At 67.9% G+C, this 20,147-nt stretch carries 17 protein-coding genes; all 17 read right to left on the reverse strand.

Features of this window, described 5'->3' with window-relative positions; translation table 11 throughout:
* Positions 1-99: 99 nt before the first annotated feature.
* The 17 genes from IAE58_RS11085 to IAE58_RS11165 all read right to left on the reverse strand — a co-directional run bounded on the left by IAE58_RS11085 (position 100) and on the right by IAE58_RS11165 (position 20,136).
* Positions 100-765 carry a ribonuclease HII gene (locus IAE58_RS11085; RefSeq protein WP_199933370.1) on the reverse strand — a complete coding sequence of 222 codons (666 nt, stop codon included), beginning with the start codon at positions 763-765 and terminating at the stop codon, positions 100-102.
* Positions 762-2,021 (reverse strand): lipid-A-disaccharide synthase, encoded by a 1,260-nt coding sequence (lpxB, locus tag IAE58_RS11090; protein ID WP_108752586.1) that lies wholly within the window; start codon positions 2,019-2,021, stop codon positions 762-764. Before lpxB ends, IAE58_RS11085 begins: the two co-directional genes overlap by 4 nt.
* Positions 2,018-2,809, reverse strand: coding sequence for an acyl-ACP--UDP-N-acetylglucosamine O-acyltransferase (gene lpxA / locus IAE58_RS11095; protein ID WP_199933371.1), 792 nt, complete (start codon positions 2,807-2,809; stop codon positions 2,018-2,020). The genes lpxB and lpxA overlap by 4 nt, the downstream gene beginning before the upstream one ends.
* Before the next feature lie 19 nt (positions 2,810-2,828).
* Complete coding sequence (gene fabZ, locus IAE58_RS11100; RefSeq protein WP_108749058.1) at positions 2,829-3,284, reverse strand: 3-hydroxyacyl-ACP dehydratase FabZ; 456 nt, start codon at positions 3,282-3,284, stop codon at positions 2,829-2,831.
* Positions 3,281-4,303: a UDP-3-O-(3-hydroxymyristoyl)glucosamine N-acyltransferase gene (gene lpxD, locus IAE58_RS11105; protein ID WP_199933372.1), complete on the reverse strand. Its 1,023-nt coding sequence runs from the start codon at positions 4,301-4,303 to the stop codon at positions 3,281-3,283. Before lpxD ends, fabZ begins: the two co-directional genes overlap by 4 nt.
* Positions 4,304-4,728: 425 nt before the next feature.
* Positions 4,729-7,092: an outer membrane protein assembly factor BamA gene (bamA, locus tag IAE58_RS11110; RefSeq protein ID WP_199933373.1), complete on the reverse strand. Its 2,364-nt coding sequence runs from the start codon at positions 7,090-7,092 to the stop codon at positions 4,729-4,731.
* Positions 7,093-7,166: 74 nt separating this feature from the next.
* Entirely contained in the window at positions 7,167-8,525 is a 1,359-nt protein-coding gene (gene rseP / locus IAE58_RS11115; protein ID WP_199933374.1) for an RIP metalloprotease RseP, read from the reverse strand.
* A 54-nt stretch (positions 8,526-8,579) separates the two neighbouring features.
* The gene (gene dxr, locus IAE58_RS11120) at positions 8,580-9,770 is read right to left on the reverse strand and encodes a 1-deoxy-D-xylulose-5-phosphate reductoisomerase (protein WP_108752591.1); all 1,191 of its coding nucleotides are present in this window, start codon (positions 9,768-9,770) and stop codon (positions 8,580-8,582) included.
* A 2-nt stretch (positions 9,771-9,772) separates the two neighbouring features.
* Positions 9,773-10,618 carry a phosphatidate cytidylyltransferase gene (locus tag IAE58_RS11125; RefSeq protein WP_108771377.1) on the reverse strand — a complete coding sequence of 282 codons (846 nt, stop codon included), beginning with the start codon at positions 10,616-10,618 and terminating at the stop codon, positions 9,773-9,775.
* Positions 10,615-11,382 carry a polyprenyl diphosphate synthase gene (gene uppS / locus IAE58_RS11130; protein ID WP_108752593.1) on the reverse strand — a complete coding sequence of 256 codons (768 nt, stop codon included), beginning with the start codon at positions 11,380-11,382 and terminating at the stop codon, positions 10,615-10,617. Before uppS ends, IAE58_RS11125 begins: the two co-directional genes overlap by 4 nt.
* A 5-nt stretch (positions 11,383-11,387) precedes the next feature.
* Positions 11,388-11,942 carry a ribosome recycling factor gene (frr, locus tag IAE58_RS11135; protein WP_108749065.1) on the reverse strand — a complete coding sequence of 185 codons (555 nt, stop codon included), beginning with the start codon at positions 11,940-11,942 and terminating at the stop codon, positions 11,388-11,390.
* 97 nt (positions 11,943-12,039) lie between these two features.
* Positions 12,040-12,768: a UMP kinase gene (pyrH, locus tag IAE58_RS11140; protein ID WP_108749066.1), complete on the reverse strand. Its 729-nt coding sequence runs from the start codon at positions 12,766-12,768 to the stop codon at positions 12,040-12,042.
* Between the two features lie 120 nt (positions 12,769-12,888).
* A complete protein-coding gene (locus tag IAE58_RS11145) occupies positions 12,889-14,427 on the reverse strand; it encodes a GGDEF domain-containing protein (RefSeq protein WP_199933375.1) in 1,539 nt (512 codons plus the stop codon).
* A 253-nt stretch (positions 14,428-14,680) separates the two neighbouring features.
* Complete coding sequence (gene tsf / locus IAE58_RS11150) at positions 14,681-15,556, reverse strand: translation elongation factor Ts (protein WP_108761602.1); 876 nt, start codon at positions 15,554-15,556, stop codon at positions 14,681-14,683.
* Between the two features lie 126 nt (positions 15,557-15,682).
* Entirely contained in the window at positions 15,683-16,492 is an 810-nt protein-coding gene (gene rpsB / locus IAE58_RS11155) for a 30S ribosomal protein S2 (protein ID WP_108749069.1), read from the reverse strand.
* 279 nt (positions 16,493-16,771) lie between these two features.
* The gene (locus IAE58_RS11160) at positions 16,772-17,809 is read right to left on the reverse strand and encodes a spore coat U domain-containing protein (protein WP_199933376.1); all 1,038 of its coding nucleotides are present in this window, start codon (positions 17,807-17,809) and stop codon (positions 16,772-16,774) included.
* Positions 17,806-20,136, reverse strand: a complete 2,331-nt coding sequence (locus IAE58_RS11165; protein WP_199933391.1) for a fimbria/pilus outer membrane usher protein — start codon at positions 20,134-20,136, stop codon at positions 17,806-17,808. Before IAE58_RS11165 ends, IAE58_RS11160 begins: the two co-directional genes overlap by 4 nt.
* Between the last annotated feature and the right edge of the window lie 11 nt (positions 20,137-20,147).

Genomic DNA, 20,147 nt, shown 5'->3' on the forward strand with positions numbered 1-20,147 from the left:
GGCCCGGCCTGCGGGCCCCCCCGCCGCCCCCCCCCCCCCCGCTACCGGGGGCGGTGCAGGCTGACGGGGTAGCGCCGGACCATGCCCGGCGGCTGCGGTTCAGGCAATCGCGGCGCTGGCCGGCGGCGCGGGTGCCAGGCAGTCACGCACCGGGGCGAAACTGCGCCGGTGCTCGGCGCAGGGACCGTGCGCCCGCAGCGCGGCCAGGTGCGCCGGGGTGCCGTAGCCCTTGTGCTGGTCGAAGCCATATTCAGGATGGCGCACGTGCAGATCCTGCATGTAACGGTCGCGCGAGACCTTGGCCAGGATCGAAGCGGCCATGATGGCGCGGTCGATGCCATCGCCGCCCACCAGCGCCTGCGCCGGCAGTACCAGGCCCTTGGGCACGACGTTGCCATCGATGCGGGCGAAGCCGGCCACGTGGGCCACCGCGGCCACCACATCGCGCATGCCCTGAAGGGTGGCCTGGTAGATGTTCAGCCGGTCGATGGCCTGCACATCCACCAGCACCACGTTCCAGGCCAGTGCCCGTTCCATGATGCGGTCGTACAGCTGGTCGCGGCGGGCGGCGGTCAACTGCTTGGAATCGTCCAGGCCGTTGATGCGCGGGCGCGACGGGTCGAACACCACCGCCGCCACCGCCACCGGGCCGGCCAAGGGGCCGCGGCCGGCCTCGTCCACGCCGGCCACCAGGCGTTCGGGCTCGACCACGGCCGTCCCGTCGAACAGCGCCAGACTGGCCGCAGCGGCCGCGCGGCGGCTCATGCGGCTTCCAGCGTGCGCAGCAGCAGCTCACCCACCGCGTCGGCCGCACGGGCCGAGGCATTGCGGCGCAGGCGTTCATGCAGGCGCGCATAGGTGCCCTGCAGGTCGGCCACCCGCTGCGGGTGGTCGAACCACTGCTGCACGGCCGCCGCCAGCGCGTCGGGCGTGCAGTCGTGCTGCATCAGCTCCGGTGCCAGGTCCTGCCCGGCCAGGATGTTGGGCAGGGCGAATCGATCCACCTTGATCAGGCCCAGCGCCTTCACCAGGCGATAGGTCAGTTCGTTCACCCGGTAACCGACCACCATCGGCCGTTTCACCAGCATCGCTTCCAGGGTGGCCGTGCCCGAGGCTAGCACCACCACATCGGCGGCGATCATCGCCGCCCGTGCCTGGCCATCCAGCACATGCGAATAGGCCACCGGCAGCGCCGAGCGGGACAACTGTTCTTCAATCAGGCGGCGGCAGGCGGCATTGGCGGCGGGTACCACCACGTGCAGGCCCGGAATGCGTTCGGAGACCTGCCAGGCGGCTTCGAAGAACGGTTCGCCCAGGCGCGAGATCTCGCCCAGGCGGCTGCCCGGCAGAACCGCCAGCACCTTGGCCGAGGCCGGCAGGCCCAGCTCTGCACGTGCCGCATCGCGATCACCGTGCAGCGGGATGTCGTCGGCCATCGGGTGGCCGACGAAGCGTGCGTCGATGCCATGCCGCGCATAGATGGGCGGTTCCATCGGGAACAGGCACAGCACCAGGTCGGCGCTGCTGCCGATCTTCTCGGCACGCTTCTCGCGCCAGGCCCAGACCGAGGGGCTGACGTAATGCACGGTGGGCACGCCACGCTGCTTCAGCCAGCGCTCGATGCCCAGGTTGAAGTCAGGCGCGTCGATGCCGATGAACACGTCCGGCTGCCATTCCAGCGCACGCTGGCGGAACGCCGAACGCAGCTTCAGCAGGCGCGGCAGGTGGCGCAGCACTTCGGTCAGGCCCATCACTGCCAGTTCGCTGGCGTCGTGCCAGGTCTGGCAGCCGGCGTTGCGCATGGCATCGCCGCCGATGCCGGCGAATTCGGCATGCGGGAAGCGTGCCTTCAGCTCGCGCACCAGACCGGCACCGAGCAGGTCGCCGGAGGCCTCACCGGCTACCAGCGCGATGCGCAACGGGCGCTCGCTGAGCACCCGCTGTGCAGGCACGCTGCCGGCCATCGAGGCCAGCGGGATCACGTCGGCGCCGGCCGGCGCCTGGCCGGTCGTGCTGCTCATCGCAGCAGGGGCCTCTCGGCATGCTCGATGAAGTCCAGCATGGCCTTCACGTCGTCGCTGCCCTGTGCCTGTTCGGCCAGCTGCTGCTTGGCCTCGGCCAGCGGCAGGCCTGCCACGTACAGCGTGCGGTAGGCACGCTTGATGGCGGTGATGCGGCCAGCATCGAAGCCGCGGCGCTTCAGGCCTTCGCTGTTGATGCCGCGCGGGCGGCCCAGCGAATCGGTGCCGACCATGGTGAACGGCGGTACATCGCCATTGGTCAGCGCACCCATGCCCAGGAACGCATGCGCGCCGATACGGCAGAACTGGTGCGCACCGGCGAAGCCGCTGATGATCACGTAGTCGCCCACGGTCACGTGGCCGGCCAGGGTGGTGTTGTTGGAAAACACGCAGAAATTGCCGACGTGGCAGTCATGCGCCACGTGCGTGTAGGCCAGCATCCAGTTGTCGTTGCCGATGGTGGTGATGCCACCGCCGCCGCCGGTGCCACGGTTCAGGGTCACGAACTCGCGGAACACGTTGCGGTCGCCGATCACCAGTTCGGTGCGTTCGCCGCTGAACTTCTTGTCCTGCGGTTCGCCGCCCACGGCCACGTGGCCGATGAAACGGTTGTCGCGGCCGATCCGGGTCGGGCCATGCACGCTGCAGTGCGGACCGATCTCGGTGCCGGCGCCGATTTCGACATCGGCGCCGATGAGGGTGAACGCACCCACGCGCACATCGTCGGCCAGGCGCGCCGAGGGATCGATAACGGCGGTGGGATGAATCAGGGGGGCGTTGATGCTCATCTAGCTCCTCCGGCCTGGGTTATTCGCGGGTGCCGGCGCACAGCACCTCGGCGCAGGCGACCACTTCGCCATCGACCTTGGCCACGCAGTCGTACACGGCCATGTTGCGGATCACGCGCTTGATTTCCACGTGCATTTCCAGCACGTCGCCCGGCACCACCTGCTTGGTGAAGCGGGCCTTGTCCACCTTCACCATGTAGAACAGCTTGGACTGCGAATCGCGGCCCAGGGTGAGCTGGGTCAGCACGCCGCCGGCCTGGGCCATGGCTTCGATGATCAGCACGCCCGGCATGATCGGCTGGTTGGGGAAGTGGCCCTGGAAGAACGGCTCGTTGATGCTGACGTTCTTGGTCGCCACGATGGTGCGCTTTTCGTAGTCGATCGACAGCACCTTGTCCACCAGCAGGAACGGGTAGCGGTGCGGCAGCAGGGCCTGGATCTGCGTCATGTCCGGCAGGGTCTGGGTCTGGCTCATTCTTTCTCCTTGCTTACAGACAGGATGCGGCGGGCCAGTGCATCAAGCTGCTTGAAGCGCGCGGCGTTCTTGCGCCACGTGCGGTTGTCGGTGAGGGGGGTGCCGGACGAGTACTCGCCCGGTTCGGTAATGGAGTTGCGGACCACCGATTTGCCGGTGATCACGACCTTGTCGCAGATTTCCAGGTGGCCGACCACGCCGACGGCGCCGCCGAGCAGGCAGTAGCGGCCGATCTTGGCGCTGCCGGCAATGCCGGTGCAGCCGGCGATGGCCGAGTGCGCGCCGATCTGCACGTTGTGGGCGATCTGCACCAGGTTGTCCAGGCGCACGTCTTCGGCCAGCACGGTGTCTTCCAGCGCGCCACGGTCGACGCAGGTATTGGCGCCGATCTCGCAGTCATCGCCGATACTCACGCCGCCCAGCTGCGGCACCTTGATCCACTTGCCGGCGTCCATGGCCAGGCCGAAGCCATCGGCGCCCAGCACGGCGCCGGGGTGGATGCGCACGCGCTTGCCCAGCTTCACCCGGGTGACCAGGGTGACGCGGGCGATCAGTTCACAGCCGCTGTCCAGGCTGCAGTCTTCGCCGATGATGCTGCCGGCGCCGACGATGCAGTTCTCGCCCACCACGCTGCGTGCGCCGATGGTGACGAACGGGCCGATGTGGGCGCTGGCAGCCACCTGCGCCTGCGGGTCGATGACCGCGCTGGGGTGGATGCCGGGCTCGCGCAGCGGCGCGCTGTCGAACAGCGCGGCGATCTTGGCGAAGGTGGTGTAGGGATCCTTGGCGATCAGTGCCGCGCCGGGGGCGGCCTCGGCATCGTCGGCGCGCAGCACGACCAGCGAGGCGTGGCTGTCGGCCAGCTGGGCGCGGTAGCGCGGGTTGGCAAGGAAGGTCAGCTGGCCGGCACCGGCATGGGCGAGGGTGGCCACGCCATGGATGGCAGTGGCGGGGTCGCCATGGACTTGCAGGCCGAACTGGTCGGCGAGTTGCTGGGCGGTGTAGGTAGGAGTATTCACGGCGGGAGTTTACCGTGTGACGCCAATCCGGTCATGCGGGGCTGTTCTGCGGCCAACGGCAGGGCCCCTCGTGGGCTGTCGCACAAGGCTCCGTGGCAGGGTCGGACGGGTGGGGCCAGCGGGGGACGGCGCAAGTACGTCCATGTAGCCTTGGTCGCCGCATCCATGCGGCTCACACCCCCGCCGGTCCCACCCGTCCGACCTCCGACAGTCTGGTGCGAGTGCCAGCCACGGAAAGACAGAAAAAATCAAAAGCAGCTCGCTTGCCACGTGCGCGTTGTCTCCACAAGCGAAAACGCCGGGCAGAGCCCGGCGCTTCGTAACCCGTCTGGTGGAGAGCCCCCCCTTTGTCAAGGGGGGCGCGCCCACGGCGCGGGGGATAGGTGGAATGCGGGGGCAGTTCTGGCGAACCACCCAGCGGTTCGTCAGAACTGCCCGCCGAAGGTGAACTGCAGACGCTCGATCTCGTCGCCGTCTTCCTTCTTCAGCGGGAACGCGTAGCTGATCGAGATCGGGCCGACCGGGGCGCGCCACAGCAGGGCCACACCGGTGGACACGCGCAGCTCGTTGGCCTTGAAGTTGTCCACGCCGTTGTAGACGTTGCCGAAGTCGACGAAGGCCGACACGCGGGCCGACGGGCTGTCGAACAGGCGCGGGAAGTAGGCTTCGACCGAACCGACGGTCTTCAGCGAACCACCCAGCGGCTGGCCGTTGGGGTAGCTCTGGGTGACTTCGCGCGGGCCCAGGGTGTTGTCTTCGAAGCCGCGCACCGAGTTGGTACCACCGGCGTAGAAGTTCTCGTAGAACGGCAGGCCCGAGGCGGTCACTTCGCGCAGGTTGCCCTCGAGGTCCGGCACCAGCGCGGTCTTGTCCTTGCCGTAGCTGTCGCCGTAGCCGATTTCGGCGCGGGTGTTGATGACCAGCGACGGGATGATCGGCCAGTACTTGCTGATCTGGTAGTTCAGCTTGAAGTACTCGACGGTCGAGCCGGGCAGGGTGGTTTCCAGGCCCACGCGCTGGTAGGTACCGCGGGTCGGCATGAAGTAGTCGTTGCGCGAGTCGCGCGCCCAGCCCAGTTCCGTGCGCCAGGCATGGAAGGTCTTGCTGCCCATCACGTTGATGTAGTCAACGATCGACTGCGGCGTGGTACCCGGGTAGGTGGTGATCTGGTTGCTGTCGATGCCGAACATCAGCGAGACGGTGTCGGTCTCGGTGAGCGGCACGCCGAACACCACCTGCGCGGCACCGTTGGTGCTGTTGTACTGCGCGGTGTTGAAGTCGGAGTAGTCCAGTTCACGCCAGGACAGGTTGTAGCCCAGCGACACGCCGTCATCGGTGAAGTACGGGTTGGTGTAGCTGAAGCCGTAACGCTGCAGGTAGCTGCTGCGCGAAGCCTCCACCGACACGCGGTTGCCGCCGCCCAGGAAGTTGTTCTGCGACAGCTGCACCGAAGTGGTCATGCCGTAGGACTGCGAATAACCCAGGCCGAACACGAAGCTGCCCGACGTGGTTTCCTTCACGTTGTAGACCACGTCCACCTGGTCGTTGCTGCCGCTGACCGCCGGGGTTTCCACGTCCACCGATTCAAAGTAGCCCAGGCGCTGCAGGCGGATCTTGGAACGGTCGATGGCGGCCTGCGAATACCAGGTGTTCTCGAACTGGCGCATTTCGCGACGCATCACTTCGTCGGAGGTGCGGGTGTTGCCCTTGAAGATGATGCGGCGCACCGACACGCGCGGGCCCGGCACGACCTGCATGTTCACCGCCACGGTCTGCTCGGCGCGGTTGGTGGTCGGGATCGGGTTCACCTTGGCGAACGCGTAGCCGATGTTGGACAGCGAGTTGGTGATCGAGTCGGAGCTGAACTCCAGCAGGGCGCGCGAGAACGTATCGCCGGCCTTCTGCACGACCATGCGCTCGACATCTTCCTGCGGCAGGATGGTGTCGCCGCTGACCTTGATGTCGGAGATCTTGTACTGGTTGCCCTCGGTCACGCCGGCCGTCACGAACATGTCGCGCTTGTCCGGGCTGATCGAGACCTGGGTGGAGTCGATGCTGAAATCGACGTAGCCACGGTCCAGGTACCAGGAATTGAGCTTTTCCAGGTCGCCGGACAGCTTTTCCTTGGAGTACTGGTCATCGCGGCGGTACCACGAAGCCCAGTTGTGCTCCTTCGACTCCCAGATTTCCAGGATGTCGCGGGCATCGTACTTTTCGGTGCCGACCAGGTTGACGTGGCGGATCTTGGCCGCCTTGCCTTCCTTGATGGCGATGGCGATGTCCACGCGGTTGCGGTCCAGCGGGCTCACCGTCGGGGTGATTTCCACGTTGTACTTGCCGCGGTCGTTGTACTGGCGACGAAGTTCCTGGGTCACGCGGTCCAGGCTCAGGCGGTCGAAGGTGCCGCCTTCGGTCAGGCCGATGTCGGACAGGCCCTTCAACAGCTGGTCGCTCTTGATGTCCTTGTTGCCGGTGACGGTCAGCTTGTTGATCGCCGGGCGTTCCTTCACGGTCACCACCAGGATGCTGCCCTGGCGGTCCAGCTGCACGTCTTCGAAGAAGCCGGTCTTGTACAGGGCGCGGATGGTGTCGCCGATCTTGCTGTCGGTCACCGTCTCGCCGCGTTCCACCGGCAGGTAGGTGAACACCGTGCCCGAGCTGATGCGCTGCAGGCCGTCGACGCGGATGTCGCTGACAGTGAAGGGCTCGGCAGCCTGGGCCAGCACGGGGGCGCCGGTGACGGCGGCGAGGGCGAGGGCCAGCAGGCGGCGATTGGGGAGTCGCGTCATGTCACGTCCGGTAGGAAGGTCGATTTCATTGGTGCGGGATGCCGACGCTGTAGACGGCAACAACGTGGAAAAGTTCATCGCGGGACCAGGCCGAGGATGTCGTTGTAGAACGCCAGTCCCATCAGCCCGGCCAGCAGCGCCAGACCGATGTACTGTCCGGCGGCGATGGCACGCTCGCTCAGCGGGCTGCCCTTGACCAACTCAATAAGGTAATACAGCAGGTGCCCGCCGTCCAAGATGGGAATGGGCAGCAGGTTGATGATGCACAGGCTGAGCGACAGCAGCGCCAGGAACTGCAGGAACCAGTCGAAGCCGCGCTTGGCCGAGATGTTGGCCACGCGGGCTATGGTGACCGGCCCGGAAACGTTCTGCAGCGAGGCCTTGCCGGTGACGATGCGGGCCATCATGGCCAGCGAATCGGCGCCCAGGCGGCCGGTCTCGCGCACCGCGGCCGTGACCGCATCCAGCGGGCCGTAGCGCATCAGGGTGTCGTAGGGCGGGCTGTAGGTGCTGGCGAAGCCCACGCCGATCTGCCACTGCGGCTGGCCCTTGCCGTCCTTGCCCTGGCGCGGGGTGACTTCCAGCGCCAGGCGCTCGCCGCCGCGCAGGACTTCAATCATGCCCGGGCCGCCATGGCGGCCCAGTGCCTGGATTTCGGGGCTGACCTGTTCTGCGCTGTCGATGCGCTGGCCGTCGATGGCCACGATCAGGTCGCCGGCCTGCAGCTGCCCGGCCACGGCCGAATCGGCGGTCAGGCTGTCCACCAGCGCCGGCTGCATCCACGCCTGCCAGTGCAGGCCGGCCAGCAGCGGCACGCGGCGTTCGTCGAAACCGGCTGGCAGCTGCGACAGCGGCAGGGTGCGGGTCTGTACCTGGTCGGCCAGGTCGACCACCTCCAGCGTCACGTCGCGGCGGTCCATCGCGGCGGCGGTCAGCGCCATGCTGGCCTCGCCCAGGGTGACAACGCTGCGGTCATCCACGCGCAGCAGGCGGTCGCCGCTGACCAGGCCGGCGCTGGCGGCCATGCCGGTGGCGCGGCCCAGGGTGGCCGAATAGTCCTGCTTGCCGATCACGAACATCGCCCACAGCAGCAGGATGCACAGCAGCAGGTTGGCGGCGGGGCCGGCGGCGACGATGGCGATGCGCTGCCACACGGTCTTGTGGTTGAAGGCCTGGCCGCGCTCGTGCGGGTGTACTTCCACCTCGCGCTCGTCCAGGAACTTCACATAGCCGCCCAGTGGCAGGGCGGCGATGGCGAATTCGGTGCCGTGCTTGTCGCGGCGCGACCACAGCGGCCGCCCGAAGCCGACCGAGAAGCGCAGCACCTTCACCCCGCACATCCGGCCCACCCAGTAGTGGCCGAACTCGTGGAAGGTGACCAGCAGCCCCAGGCTGACAATCATCCACCAGACCGATCCGATGAAGTCAGTCATGCAGGCTCACAGTGGCGGACAGGTTCGGAAGCGTCATTCGGTTCGTCGAGGCGTTCAGGCGGCGGCGATGGCGTTCAGGGTCAGGTGGCGTGCCCGCTGGTCGGCGGACAACAGGCCCTCCAGTGTATCGGCTGGCTCGCTGGGCAGTGTTGAAAGAGCGTTAGCAACCAGCGCCGGAATGGTCAGGAAACCGATCCGGCCCTGAAGAAACGCTGAAACCGCCTCTTCGTTGGCGGCGTTCAGCACTGCCGGGGCGGTGCCGCCGGCCTGCATGGCCTGCCAGGCCAGGGCCAGGCAGGGGAAGGCCTCGGTATCCGGGGCCTCGAAATCCAGCCGGCCCTGGGCCAGCAGATCCAGCCCGCCCACGCCCGATTCGATGCGCTGCGGCCAGCCCAGGCCCACCGCCAGGGTGGTGCGCATGTCCGGCAGGCCCAGCTGGGCCAGGGTGGAGCCGTCGACAAATTCGACCAGCGAATGCACCAGGCTCTGGGGGTGTACCAGCACCTCGATGCGCTCGCCCGGTACGGCGAACAGGTGGTGGGCCTCGATCACTTCCAGGCCCTTGTTCATCAAGGTGGCCGAATCGACCGAGATCTTTGGGCCCATCGACCACTTCGGGTGCGCCACGGCCTGGGCCGGGGTGACCTGGGCCAGCTCGGCGCGGCTGCGGCCACGGAACGGGCCGCCCGAGGCGGTCAACAGGATGCGGCGCACACCGGCGCCGTCCAGGCTGGCATCGCGCGAGCGCAGGCACTGGAAGATGGCGCTGTGTTCGCTGTCGATGGGGATGATTTCGGCGCCGGCCTGGTCGGCGGTGCGGGTCAGCAGTTCTCCGGCCAGCACCAGCGATTCCTTGTTGGCCAGCAGGATGCGCTTGCCCGCAGCGGCGGCGGCCAGGGTCGAGGACAGCCCGGCGGCGCCGACAATGGCGGCCACCACGGTGTCGCAGGCGTCGCTGGCGGCCAGCTGGTCCAGAGCAGCCGCACCAGCGTGCGCTTCGGTGGCCAGGCCGGCCTCGCGCAGGCCGTCGCGCAGCGGCGCGAACAGGGTCTCATCGGCAATGACCGCGTGCGCCGGGCGATGCACCCGGCACAGCGCCAGCAGCGCCTCTACCTGGCGGCCGGCGGCCAGCACGGTGGCCTGGTACTGCTGCGGATGGCGGGCGATCACGTCCAGCGTGGAGGCGCCGATGGAACCGGTGGCGCCGAACACGGCGACCCGGCGGGGGTGTGCAGCAACGTCCATGGTCAGAACCCGAAGATTTCCTTGCCCAGCGCGAACACCGGCAGGGCGGCCAGCACGCCGTCGATGCGGTCCAGCACGCCGCCGTGGCCCGGAATGAGGTGGCCCGAATCCTTGGCACCGGCGTGGCGCTTGATCAGGCTTTCATACAGATCGCCCAGCACCGAGGCGAACACGGCCACCACGGCGGTGACCAGCAGGCCCGGCAGGTGCGCGGTGTCGACCCCGGCCAGCAGGCCCAGGCCGACGGCCACGGCCACGCCGGCCACCAGCCCGCCCAGCAGGCCTTCCCAGGTCTTGTTGGGGCTGATGCGCGGGGCCAGCTTGTGCTTGCCGAAGCGGCGGCCGGCGAAGTACGCGCCGGAATCGGCGGCCCAGACCAGGGCCAGCGCGGCGAACAGCCACAGGTGGCCGTTGCCGCTGCGCGTGGTATCGACATCGCCACCGGCGTGGATGAGTACCAGCGCCGCCCACGACGGCACGATGGCCAGGGTGCCGGCCAGCAGCTTCAGGATGCGGGCCGGGCTGCCCGGCTGCGCGCCGAACTGGTAGAAGCGCAGCCACAGCAGGGCGCACAGCCACCAGCCCACGCCCACCAGCGTGGCGATCTGGTACAGCACCAGGCTGCCTGCATCGGCCCAGACCAGCAGCACCATCAGCAGCAGGTTCAGCACCAGCAGCACGGTACGGGCCAGGGTGTCTTCCACGTCGGCCAGCTTCAGCCATTCCCAAAGGCCAACAAGGAATACAGCGGCCGCAGCAGCGGCCAGCCACTGCGTGGGCAGCAGCAGGATCGCGGCGATGGCGACCGGCGCCATGATCAGCGCGGCGAGGACTCGGGTCTTGGTCATGGGTTGGACGTCTCGGTGGCCATGGCGGCGATCTGGGCGCTGGTCAGGCCGAAGCGGCGCTCACGGCTGGCATAGGCGTCCAGCGCCTGTTGCAGCAGGGCGGCGTCGAAATCCGGCCACAGCGCTTCGGTGAACCACAGCTCGGTATACGCCAGCTGCCACAGCAGGAAATTGCTGATCCGGGTATCGCCACCGGTACGGATGAACAGATCCGGCGGCGGCAGGTCGGCCAGGGCGACCTGGCGGCCCAGCAGCGATTCGTCGATCTGCTCGGGCAACAGGCGGCCGGCGGCCACTTCCACCGCCAGTGCGCGGGCGGCACGGGCGATGTCCTGGCGCCCGCCATAGCTGGCGGCGATGGACAGGGTCAGGGTGGTGTTGTCGGCGGTGCGCTGTTCGGCCAGCTGCATGCGGCTGACCAGGCCGGCGCCGAAGCGCTCGCGTTCGCCGATGAAGCGCACGCGCACGCCGCGCCGATGCAGCTCGTCCACTTCGCGATCGAGCGCGCCGAGGAAGAGCTTCATCAGGGCATCGACCTCGTCCTGCGGCCGGCCCCAGTTCTCGCTGGAAAACGCGAACAGGGTCAGCGCCGGAATGCCCAGTTCAAGGCAGCGCTCGATGGTGCGGTTGACCGCGCGGGCGCCGGCGCGGTGGCCGATGACGCGCGGACGACGGCGCTGCTGTGCCCAGCGCCCGTTGCCATCCATGATGATGGCAACGTGGCGGGGCAGGGCGGCCGGCAGAGGTGGCGGGACTGAAGGCATCGACTTCAGACCGACAGCAGTTCCTTTTCCTTGTCGGCCACGACTTTGTCGACATCCTTGATGTTGCTGTCGGTCAGCTTCTGGATGTCGTCTTCGCCGCGCTTCTTTTCGTCTTCGCTGATCGCCTTGTCCTTGACCAGCTTGGCGATTTCCTTGTTCGCATCCTGGCGGATGTTGCGGATGGCGATCTTGGCGCCTTCGCCTTCCTTCTGCACCTGCTTGGCCAATTCCTTGCGACGCTCTTCGGTCGGCGGCGGCATGTTGATGCGGATCGCGGTGCCCAGGGTGTTCGGGGTGAACTCGGCGTTGTACAGGCCCTTCTCGATCTCCTTGATCATGCTCTTGTCGAAGGGCGTGACCAGCAGGGAGTGGGCGTCGGCATTGGAAATGGACGCGACCTGGTTCAGCGGGGTGCTGGCATTGCCGTAGGCATTGACCGTCACGCGGTCCAGCAGGGCCGGCGTGGCGCGGCCGGTGCGGATGGAGGTGAGGGTGTGCTTCAGAGCGTCGATGCTCTTGGCCATGCGCGTCTGCGCGTTGTTCTTGATGTCGTTGAGCATCGCCCGGGTCCTGGATGTAACTGGAATCGGGCGATTATAGGCGAATACGGGACGCTGCCGGGCCTGGATCGGCCCGGGGCCCGGTTGCCGCTCAGGCTCAGGCCGGGTCGCGGCCCTGCACCAGGGTGCCGATGTTGGCGCCGTTGAGGATCTTCAGCAGTTCGCCCGGCTGGCCCATGTCGAACACGCGCATCGGCAGGTCGCTGTCGCGGGCCAGGGCGAAGGCGGCGGTATCCATCACTTCCAGCCCGCGACGGATCACTTCGTCGTAGCTCAGGCTGTCAAAGCGCACCGCGTCGCTGTACTTGTTCGGGTCCTTGTCGTACACGCCATCGACCTTGGTTGCCTTCAGCAGCAGGTCGGCGCCGATTTCGATGGCGCGCAGGGCGGCACCCGAATCGGTGGTGAAGAACGGGCTGCCGACGCCGGCGGCGAAGATCACCAGACGGCCCTTTTCCAGGTGGCGGATGGCGCGGCGGCGGATGTAGTCCTCGCACACATCGTTGATCTTGATGGCGCTCATCACGCGGGCCTTGGCGCCCAGCTTTTCCAGCGCGTCCTGCATGGCCAGGGCGTTGATGACCGTGGCCAGCATGCCCATCTGGTCACCGGTGACCCGGTCCATGCCGCCTGCGGCCAGGCCGGCGCCACGGAAGATGTTGCCGCCGCCGATCACCAGGGCCACTTCGGCACCGGCCTGCTGGGCCTCGATCACTTCACGGGCCAGGCGGTTGATGATCTTCGGGTCGATGCCGTAGTCCTCATCTCCCATCAGCGCCTCCCCGGACAGTTTCAGAAGGATGCGGCGATAGGCGAGCTTGGACATGAGGACCTCGGGTGCGTGGAAATCGCGGGCGATTCTACGCGCATGCAGCGCGCGGCCAAAGCGTTTTGTGCGCTGCGGCGCGATTTGGCGTGATCCCCCGGCCCGGGCCAGGGGATCCATTCAGCCAAGCTCGAGGCCTGCAGTCGCCGACAGCTCATCATGCCCCAGTTCGCCGGGCGAGCGGGCGATGACCCGGTTGCGGCCCAGGTTCTTGGAGCGGTACAGCACGTCATCGGCCGCGCGCAGCAGGTCCTGCACGGTGGCAAAGCGCTCGTAGCCGCCCTGCGTGGCCACGCCGGCGGAGAAGGTCACGAACAGGGGCCCGCTTTCGGCTTCGGTCATCGGGGTGGTCACGATGTTCGCCAGCACCCGGCGGATCACGTCCAGGGCCATCGCTTCGCTGGTGTTGGGCAGCAGGGCCACGAACTCCTCGCCGCCGAAACGGGCGACCGTGTCGCTGTTGCGCAGCTGGCCCTGCAGCTTGGCGGCGAAGGCACGCAGCACTTCGTCGCCGGTCAGGTGGCCGTGGGCGTCGTTGATCTTCTTGAAGTCATCCAGGTCGATGAAGGCCACCGACAGCGGCCAGCCGTGGCGCCCGGCGCGCAGGAATTCCTGCTCGAGCACGGCTTCCAGCTGGCGGCGGTTGAGCACGCCGGTCAGCGCGTCGCGGTGGGCCTGGTCGGCCAGCCGCTTGGCCCGGGCCTCGAACTCGTCGGCGCGGCGGCGCGCCTGCTCGGCATCCTGCATCTCGCGCAGGTTGCGCAGCGTGGTCAGTTCCTGTGCGTGGTCGATCAGTTCGCGCACGCGCTGCGGCGAGCTCAGGCCGGTTTCAAACAGGCTGGCGATGTCGGGCAGGGCGTCGCTGATGCGCGCCAGCACCTGGTCGAAGCGGGCGCTGTCCAGCTGCAGCTGGTCATGCACCTGGTGCAGGGCGCGTTCGCGCGCGGCGTCGGCATCACTGTCCAGCCAGATATCGGCCACCGCACCGGACAGCTGCACGCAGGCCTGGAACGGGGTGCTTGCCGCTTCGGCATCTTCGCTGTGGCGGATGCTGTCCACCAGGTAGCGCGGCAGGCCCCATTCCTCGGCCACCCACGCGCCCACGTCGGCATGGCTGCAGCCCAGTGCCTGGCGCTCGCGTGCGACCAGGTCGGGGTTGTCCTGCGCTTCGCGCAGCAGCGGCAGGTAGCGTTCGGATTCGGCCTGGGCCAGGCACAGCACGCCCATGTCCTGCAGCAGCCCAGCCAGCATCAGCTCTTCCAGCCGGCGCAGGCCGCGGGCCTGGCCCAGCTGGCTGGCGGCCAGGGCGCTGAGGATGCTTCGCTTCCACGCGCGCTGGCGCAGGTCGTGGTCGGCGCCGCCGCCGGCGGTCAGGCCCTGGGTGACGGTGAAGCCCAGCGCCAGGCTGATGGTGGCGTTCAGCCCCAGCATGGTCAGCGCCTGGCCGAGGTTCTCGATGCGGCGGCGGCTGGCGTACAGGGGCGAGTTGGCAATGCGCAGCATGCGAGCACTCAGCGCCATGTCGATGGCGATGATGTCGGCGGCGGTGGCGATGTCCGCTTCCGGGTCCTGCGCCAGTTCGATGATGCGCAGGGCAATACCGGGGGGCGAGGGCAGGTTGCGGCACAGCGCCAGGGCAGCAGTCAGCTCAGGAGGCATGTCGGATCGTCAAATTCCATTAGGACAAGAATACTTAGGAATGCATCACAGTTTGCGTTTTTCGTTCCTGCTATGTGACTGCGAATTCCCCTGTGCCGAGTATCGGCTTGAATCGCAAACAACGCAAAGGTATCTGGCGCGTGAGTGCGCACCTGTGCTGTGCAGCCACGGCTTCACAGGTGCCGCAGGCACAAAAAAAGAGCCGCGGTTTCCCGCGGCTCCTTCTGGTCAGCTCACAGCCGGTGGGCTGGAATCAGACCTGCATGGCCTTGGCAACTTCGGCGGCGTAGTCTTCCACCACCTTCTCGATGCCTTCGCCCACGATCAGCAGCTGGAAGCCCGCCACGTCGGCGCCGGCGGCCTTGACCACCTGCTCGACGGTGGTTTCGCCCAGCACGTAGGTCTGGCCGTACAGGGTCACTTCGCTGACGATCTTGTTGATCTTGCCGCTGATGATCTTTTCCAGGATGTCGGCCGGCTTGGACTTGTCCTTCTCGGACATCTTCGCCAGTTCGATTTCCTTTTCCTTCTCAACGAAGTCGGCCGGAACGTCGGCAGGCTTGTTGTGCGGCGGCTTCAGCGCAGCCACGTGCATGGCCAGGCCACGGGCCAGCTCGACGTCGCCGCCGATCAGGTCGACCAGCACGCCGACCTTGCCGTTGGTGTGCACGTAGGCGCCGATGTTGCCGGTGGTGTCGACCTTCACCATGCGGCGGATCTGGATGTTTTCACCCAGGGTCTGCACGGCGGTGGCGCGGGCTTCTTCCACGGTGCGGCCGTCGGCCAGCTTGGCAGCCTTCACGGCTTCGACGTCGGTGGCGCCAGCGGCCAGGGCGGCAGCGGCGACGGAGTCGACGAAGTTCTTGAAGTTGATGTCGTTGGCGACGAAGTCGGTTTCCGAGTTGACTTCGACCAGCACGGCCTTGCCGCCGTCCTGGGCCAGGCCCAGACGACCTTCGGCAGCCACGCGGTCAGCCTTCTTGTCGGCCTTGGCAGCGCCGGACTTGCGCAGGGCTTCAGCAGCGGCGTCGATGTCGCCGCCGGCTTCGGTCAGCGCCTTCTTGCATTCCATCATGCCGGCGCCGGTGCGCTCGCGCAGTTCCTTGACCAGGGAAGCAGTGATTTCCACGGGATTTCCTCACGAAAGAAAGGGGTTGGGCCGGCATGGTGGCCGGCCCGTGTGACACGGTCCTGTCACGCGCCAAGGGCTGCGCGCAGGGAGGGTGGACGCCGGGCGTACACCCCGGGGCCTGGATCAGGCCTGGGCGTCGTCGCCCTTCTTGGCAGCCTTCTTCGCCGGAGCGCGGCGGGCGGCCTTGTCTTCGCCTTCGGCAGCAGCGGCGTCGGCGAACTCTTCTTCACGCACCGAAGCTGCGTGCGGAGCAGCAGCCTTGCCTTCCAGCACGGCGTCAGCAGCGGCGCGGGCGTACAGCTGCACAGCGCGGATGGCGTCGTCGTTGCCCGGGATGGCGTAGTCCACCAGTTCCGGGTTGTAGTTGGTGTCGACCACGGCGATGACCGGGATGCCCAGCTTCTTGGCTTCCTTGATCGCGATGTCTTCGTGGCCGATGTCGATCACGAAGATGGCGTCCGGCAGACGGTTCATGTCCTTGATGCCGCCCAGCGAGGCTTCCAGCTTGTCGCGCTCGCGACGCAGGCCCAGCACTTCGTGCTTGACCAGCTTCTCGAAGGTGCCGTCGGTTTCACCGGCTTCCAGTTCCTTCAGGCGGGCAACCGACTGCTTGACGGTACGGAAGTTGGTCAGGGTGCCGCCCAGCCAACGCTGGTTCATGAACGGCATGCCGCAACGCTCGGCTTCTTCACGGATGGTTTCGCGGGCGCTGCGCTTGGTGCCCAGGAACAGGACGGTGCCGCGCTTCTGAGCCACCGACGAGATGAAGTTCATCGCGTCGTTGAACAGCGGGACGGTCTTTTCCAGGTTGATGATGTGGATCTTGCCGCGGGCGCCGAAGATGTACGGAGCCATCTTGGGGTTCCAGTAGCGGGTCTGGTGGCCGAAGTGGACGCCGGCTTCCAGCATCTGACGCATGGTGACCTGGGGCATTGCAATACTCCTGATGGGGAACCTGCATTTCCGCCCGCGGTAATAGTGTGCGGGACGCGTGGAAACGCGATCGGTTCCGGGGTTGGGCTTCCCTGTTGCCTCCGTGGCCGAACTCCTTGCGGAGCACCCCGGCACGGATGGGGGCAGCAGGTGTGGATTCACCGGTGACGTCCGGTGTGGACGGTGTCCCGCGCACGGGGCGGCAGGGCATCCGGAGAATTATAGCCAGATGCAGGGGCGCGGGGCAAATGGCCCGGCCGGGCGGGGATCGGGCGGCGATCAGTAGGTGATGGTCACGTTGATCACATCGCTGTAGGTACCGGCCGGCGGCTGGCCCGCCACCGGTGGCACCCGCCCGTAGATGGTCAGCTGCTGGGCCGCGCCGGTGCCGACCCCGCCCACGGTATCCACGGTGAGGGTGTTGCCCCAGCGCTGGCTGCGGCCGGCATCGCGGTACAGCTCGTAGCCCAGATAGTAGTTGCTGCCGGCTACGGTGGTGCGCATGCGCCGGGTACTGGTGCCGGTGGGGTTGTTCTGGCCGTTGTCCAGGCTGACCTGGTAGGCGGTGTTCTTCAGGCAGGTCAGGGTCAGCCGCGCGGTCTGGTCGATGTTGGCGGCGATGCTGCCGGTGACGTTGCCGAAATTCATGGCCGTGGTGACATAGCTGCCGCACTGCGGCAGCACCGTGGCGGTAGCGGTGAAGCTGAACGCAGCGCTGGCACTGTTGGTGCCGGTGGCGCCGCCGTTGCAGGTGGCCGGCACGGTGGCGGTGCCCAGCAGCACTTCGTTCCAGGCCCATGTCAGCACCACGTTGGCGCCACTGAAGCTGCTGCTGTAGTTGCCCGATGCCAGGGTCTGGTTGGCCGGTATCTGCGCGAACAGCTGGGTGGTCTGTGCGCCGCTGCCGCCGGTCAGCAGGGGCACGTTGTAGGTCATGGTCAGTTCCTGTGCCGGCGGCGTGCCACGGGGCAGCAGGCCGGTGGCCTGGCTGTAGCTGGCGTTGTTGTAGATCTGGAAGTTCAGGCTGTCGCCGCTGCTGGTGGTCATGGTGCGCCCGCTGGCCGGGGTGCCGCCGCCACTGCCGGCGCCGATGCCCACGCAGACCCGCACCCCGGTGGTGGCCAGCAGGCTCAGTGCGGCGGTGGTGCAGTTCACGGTGATGTTGAGGGTGCCGGTACTGGGCGCGGCGGCGCCGCTGTTGACGTTGTTGAAGGGCAGGGTGGGGTTGGCCGTGGCGGTACAGGTGGCGGTGGCCCAGGCCGGTGCGGCCAGGCACAGGCTGGCGGCCATCAGCAGCAGCGCCAGCAGCCCCTTCATGGCGCCGCGCCCGGCAGGCAGCGCAACGGCGTGGGGCGCGGCGTGGCGCCGGCGGCCTGCACGTTGGGCGCATCGGGTATCCGCACGCTGCACGCGCCCTCGTTGGTGGTGACCTGCAGCACGCTGCCGGGGGCCACGTCTTCCAGGTACAGCAGGCCGTCGTAGCCCACCGTAGCCTGGCGCCCGTCCGGCAGCTGCACTTCGCTGCCCACGTCCAGCGGCTGCCCGGCCGCATCCTGCAGGGTCAGCCGCAGGGAGGGGCGCGCGCGCAGGTTGAAGGTGACCCCGGTGCCGGCACCCTGTGGCGGCGTCACCCAGTCCTCAATGCGGTCGGCGCGCATGTCCTGCGGCAGATCCAGCGTATCGATGGACACCCGGTTGCGTTGCCACGACAGCAGCGGGCTGACCAGCAGCAGGCCACGGTCGTCGGTCACCCCGATCAGGCGGTTTTCCAGCCGCACCGGCACCCCGCCCACGCCATTGGTGCTGACCACCGCAAACGCGTCGGCCACCTCGCGGGTGGCGAAGCTGTGGCCATCCATCCAGACCACGCTGCCGCTGGCGCTGCCGTAGGCGAAATTCAGCCCGCTCTGGCGCGAGGCGCCCAGCGCATAGCGGCCGACGTTGGTGAGCACGCCAACCTCGGCCAGGCCGCCCAGGCCGTCATCGCCCTGCCGCAGCTGTGCGCGCCAGCCCATGCCGCCAGCGCTGCCGTCGCCCGGCACCGGTTGGGTGATGTCGGCCACCCAGGCCTGTGCGCCGCCGTTGCGCTGGGTGGACAGGCTGGCCTGGCGGTTGTTGCCCAGGGTGGCGGTCAGGGACAGATACACGCTGCGGTCGTTGCTGCGGTCCAGGTTCTGGTTCAGCGACAGGTAGGCCGACCAGCGCGGGCTCCAGCTGCGCGACCAGAACAGGCTGGCGTAGCGGTTGTCGTCGCCGTCGGGGTAGCGCAGCCGCAGGTAGCTGGCGCTCAGGGTGCCAAGCTGGGCCAGGTCGATGCCGGCGGTGGCCTGTTCGCTGATGCTGGGCGGCAGGCTGCCCTGCAGCGCGCCCAGGTCGCGGTAGTCGCCGTGGCTGCGCACGCTGCGCAGGTTCAGGTTGAAGCGCCGGTTGTTCCAGCTGTAGCCCACGGCCCATTGGCCGCCGCGCACGCCCTGGTAGCGGCTGCGTGCATAGGCGGCATTGACCACGCCCACGCTGCCGATCTGCCACCAGCCGCCCAGGCCGGCCTGGGCCAGGCCACCGCCGCCCTCGGCATGCGCCTCGCCGGTGAAACGGTCGCTCAAGCCGCCGCGCCAGCTGGCACTGGCCACGGTGCGGTCGTCATAGGCGAAGGATGCCTCGCCGAAGCTCTCGCGCAGCCGGCCCATGCCCAGCGACCAGTCGGACAGGCCCTTGGCCAGCAGCTGCTGGGTGCCATAGAAGCTGAAATCCAGGGTCTGCATGCGGCCGAAGGCATCGGTCAGCACCACCTGGGCGTTGCCGTTGCCGCTGATGCCTGGCTGTGCCGCCAGCTGGAACGGCCCCACCGGCACCTGGCCGCTGTACTGGCGCAGGCCGTCCACATACAGCTCGACGGTTGAAGGCACCACGGCCTGGCCCAGGAACGATGGCGTGGGGGTAAGCACGCGGTAGGGCTGCAGGCCGTAGTTGCGGCCGATCTGCAGGCCGCCCAGGCGGACCTGGCGGGACCAGTCAACGAAGCCACTGTAGAAGTCGCCTACCTCCAGGCTGAGCGCCTGGTCGGGGAAATCCAGGGTCCAGCGGGTGTCCAGGCGCACGCTTTCACTGTGCCAGCGGCGGTCCTCGCTGCGCTGGTAGCGGCGGGTCACCGCGGTGTTCTCGAACGTGCCGCGGCCAATGCCGAAGACCCGGGTTTCCGAGGTCAAGGTCAGGTTGCCGCGCCCATCCACGTGGCTGCCATACAGATCGTAGTTCAGCAGCACGCCCGGCGCGGCCGCGCTCACTTCGGGGCGCGCCTGCGGGCGGCTGAGCACGGTGGTGGGCAGGGTCAGCTGTTCCAGCGGCACGTCCAGGGCCAGGGTCTGCTGCTGGGCGTCATAGCGCACCACCACGCCGCTGATCTGGTCCAGGAAGACCGGTGCCTGCCCGGGCGCGCTGAAGCCGAGCTGGCGCAGCACCTCGGGGCTGGCCTGCAGACGGCCGGCGGTTTCGGTGAAGGGCAGCAGGCCGCGCGGCGTGCTGTTCAGCACCACCGCCAGGTACAGGGTCTGTTGCGCCGTAAGCGGCGTGGGTGGCGGCAGCAGGGCATCGGCGGCAACACCGGAGACGTAGGCCGCCGAGGCGGCTGTTGGTAGCAGTGCCATGCCCAGCAGCG

It is taken from the genome of Stenotrophomonas sp. S49, assembly GCF_016624905.1.
In the GTDB taxonomy this organism is placed as follows: domain Bacteria; phylum Pseudomonadota; class Gammaproteobacteria; order Xanthomonadales; family Xanthomonadaceae; genus Stenotrophomonas.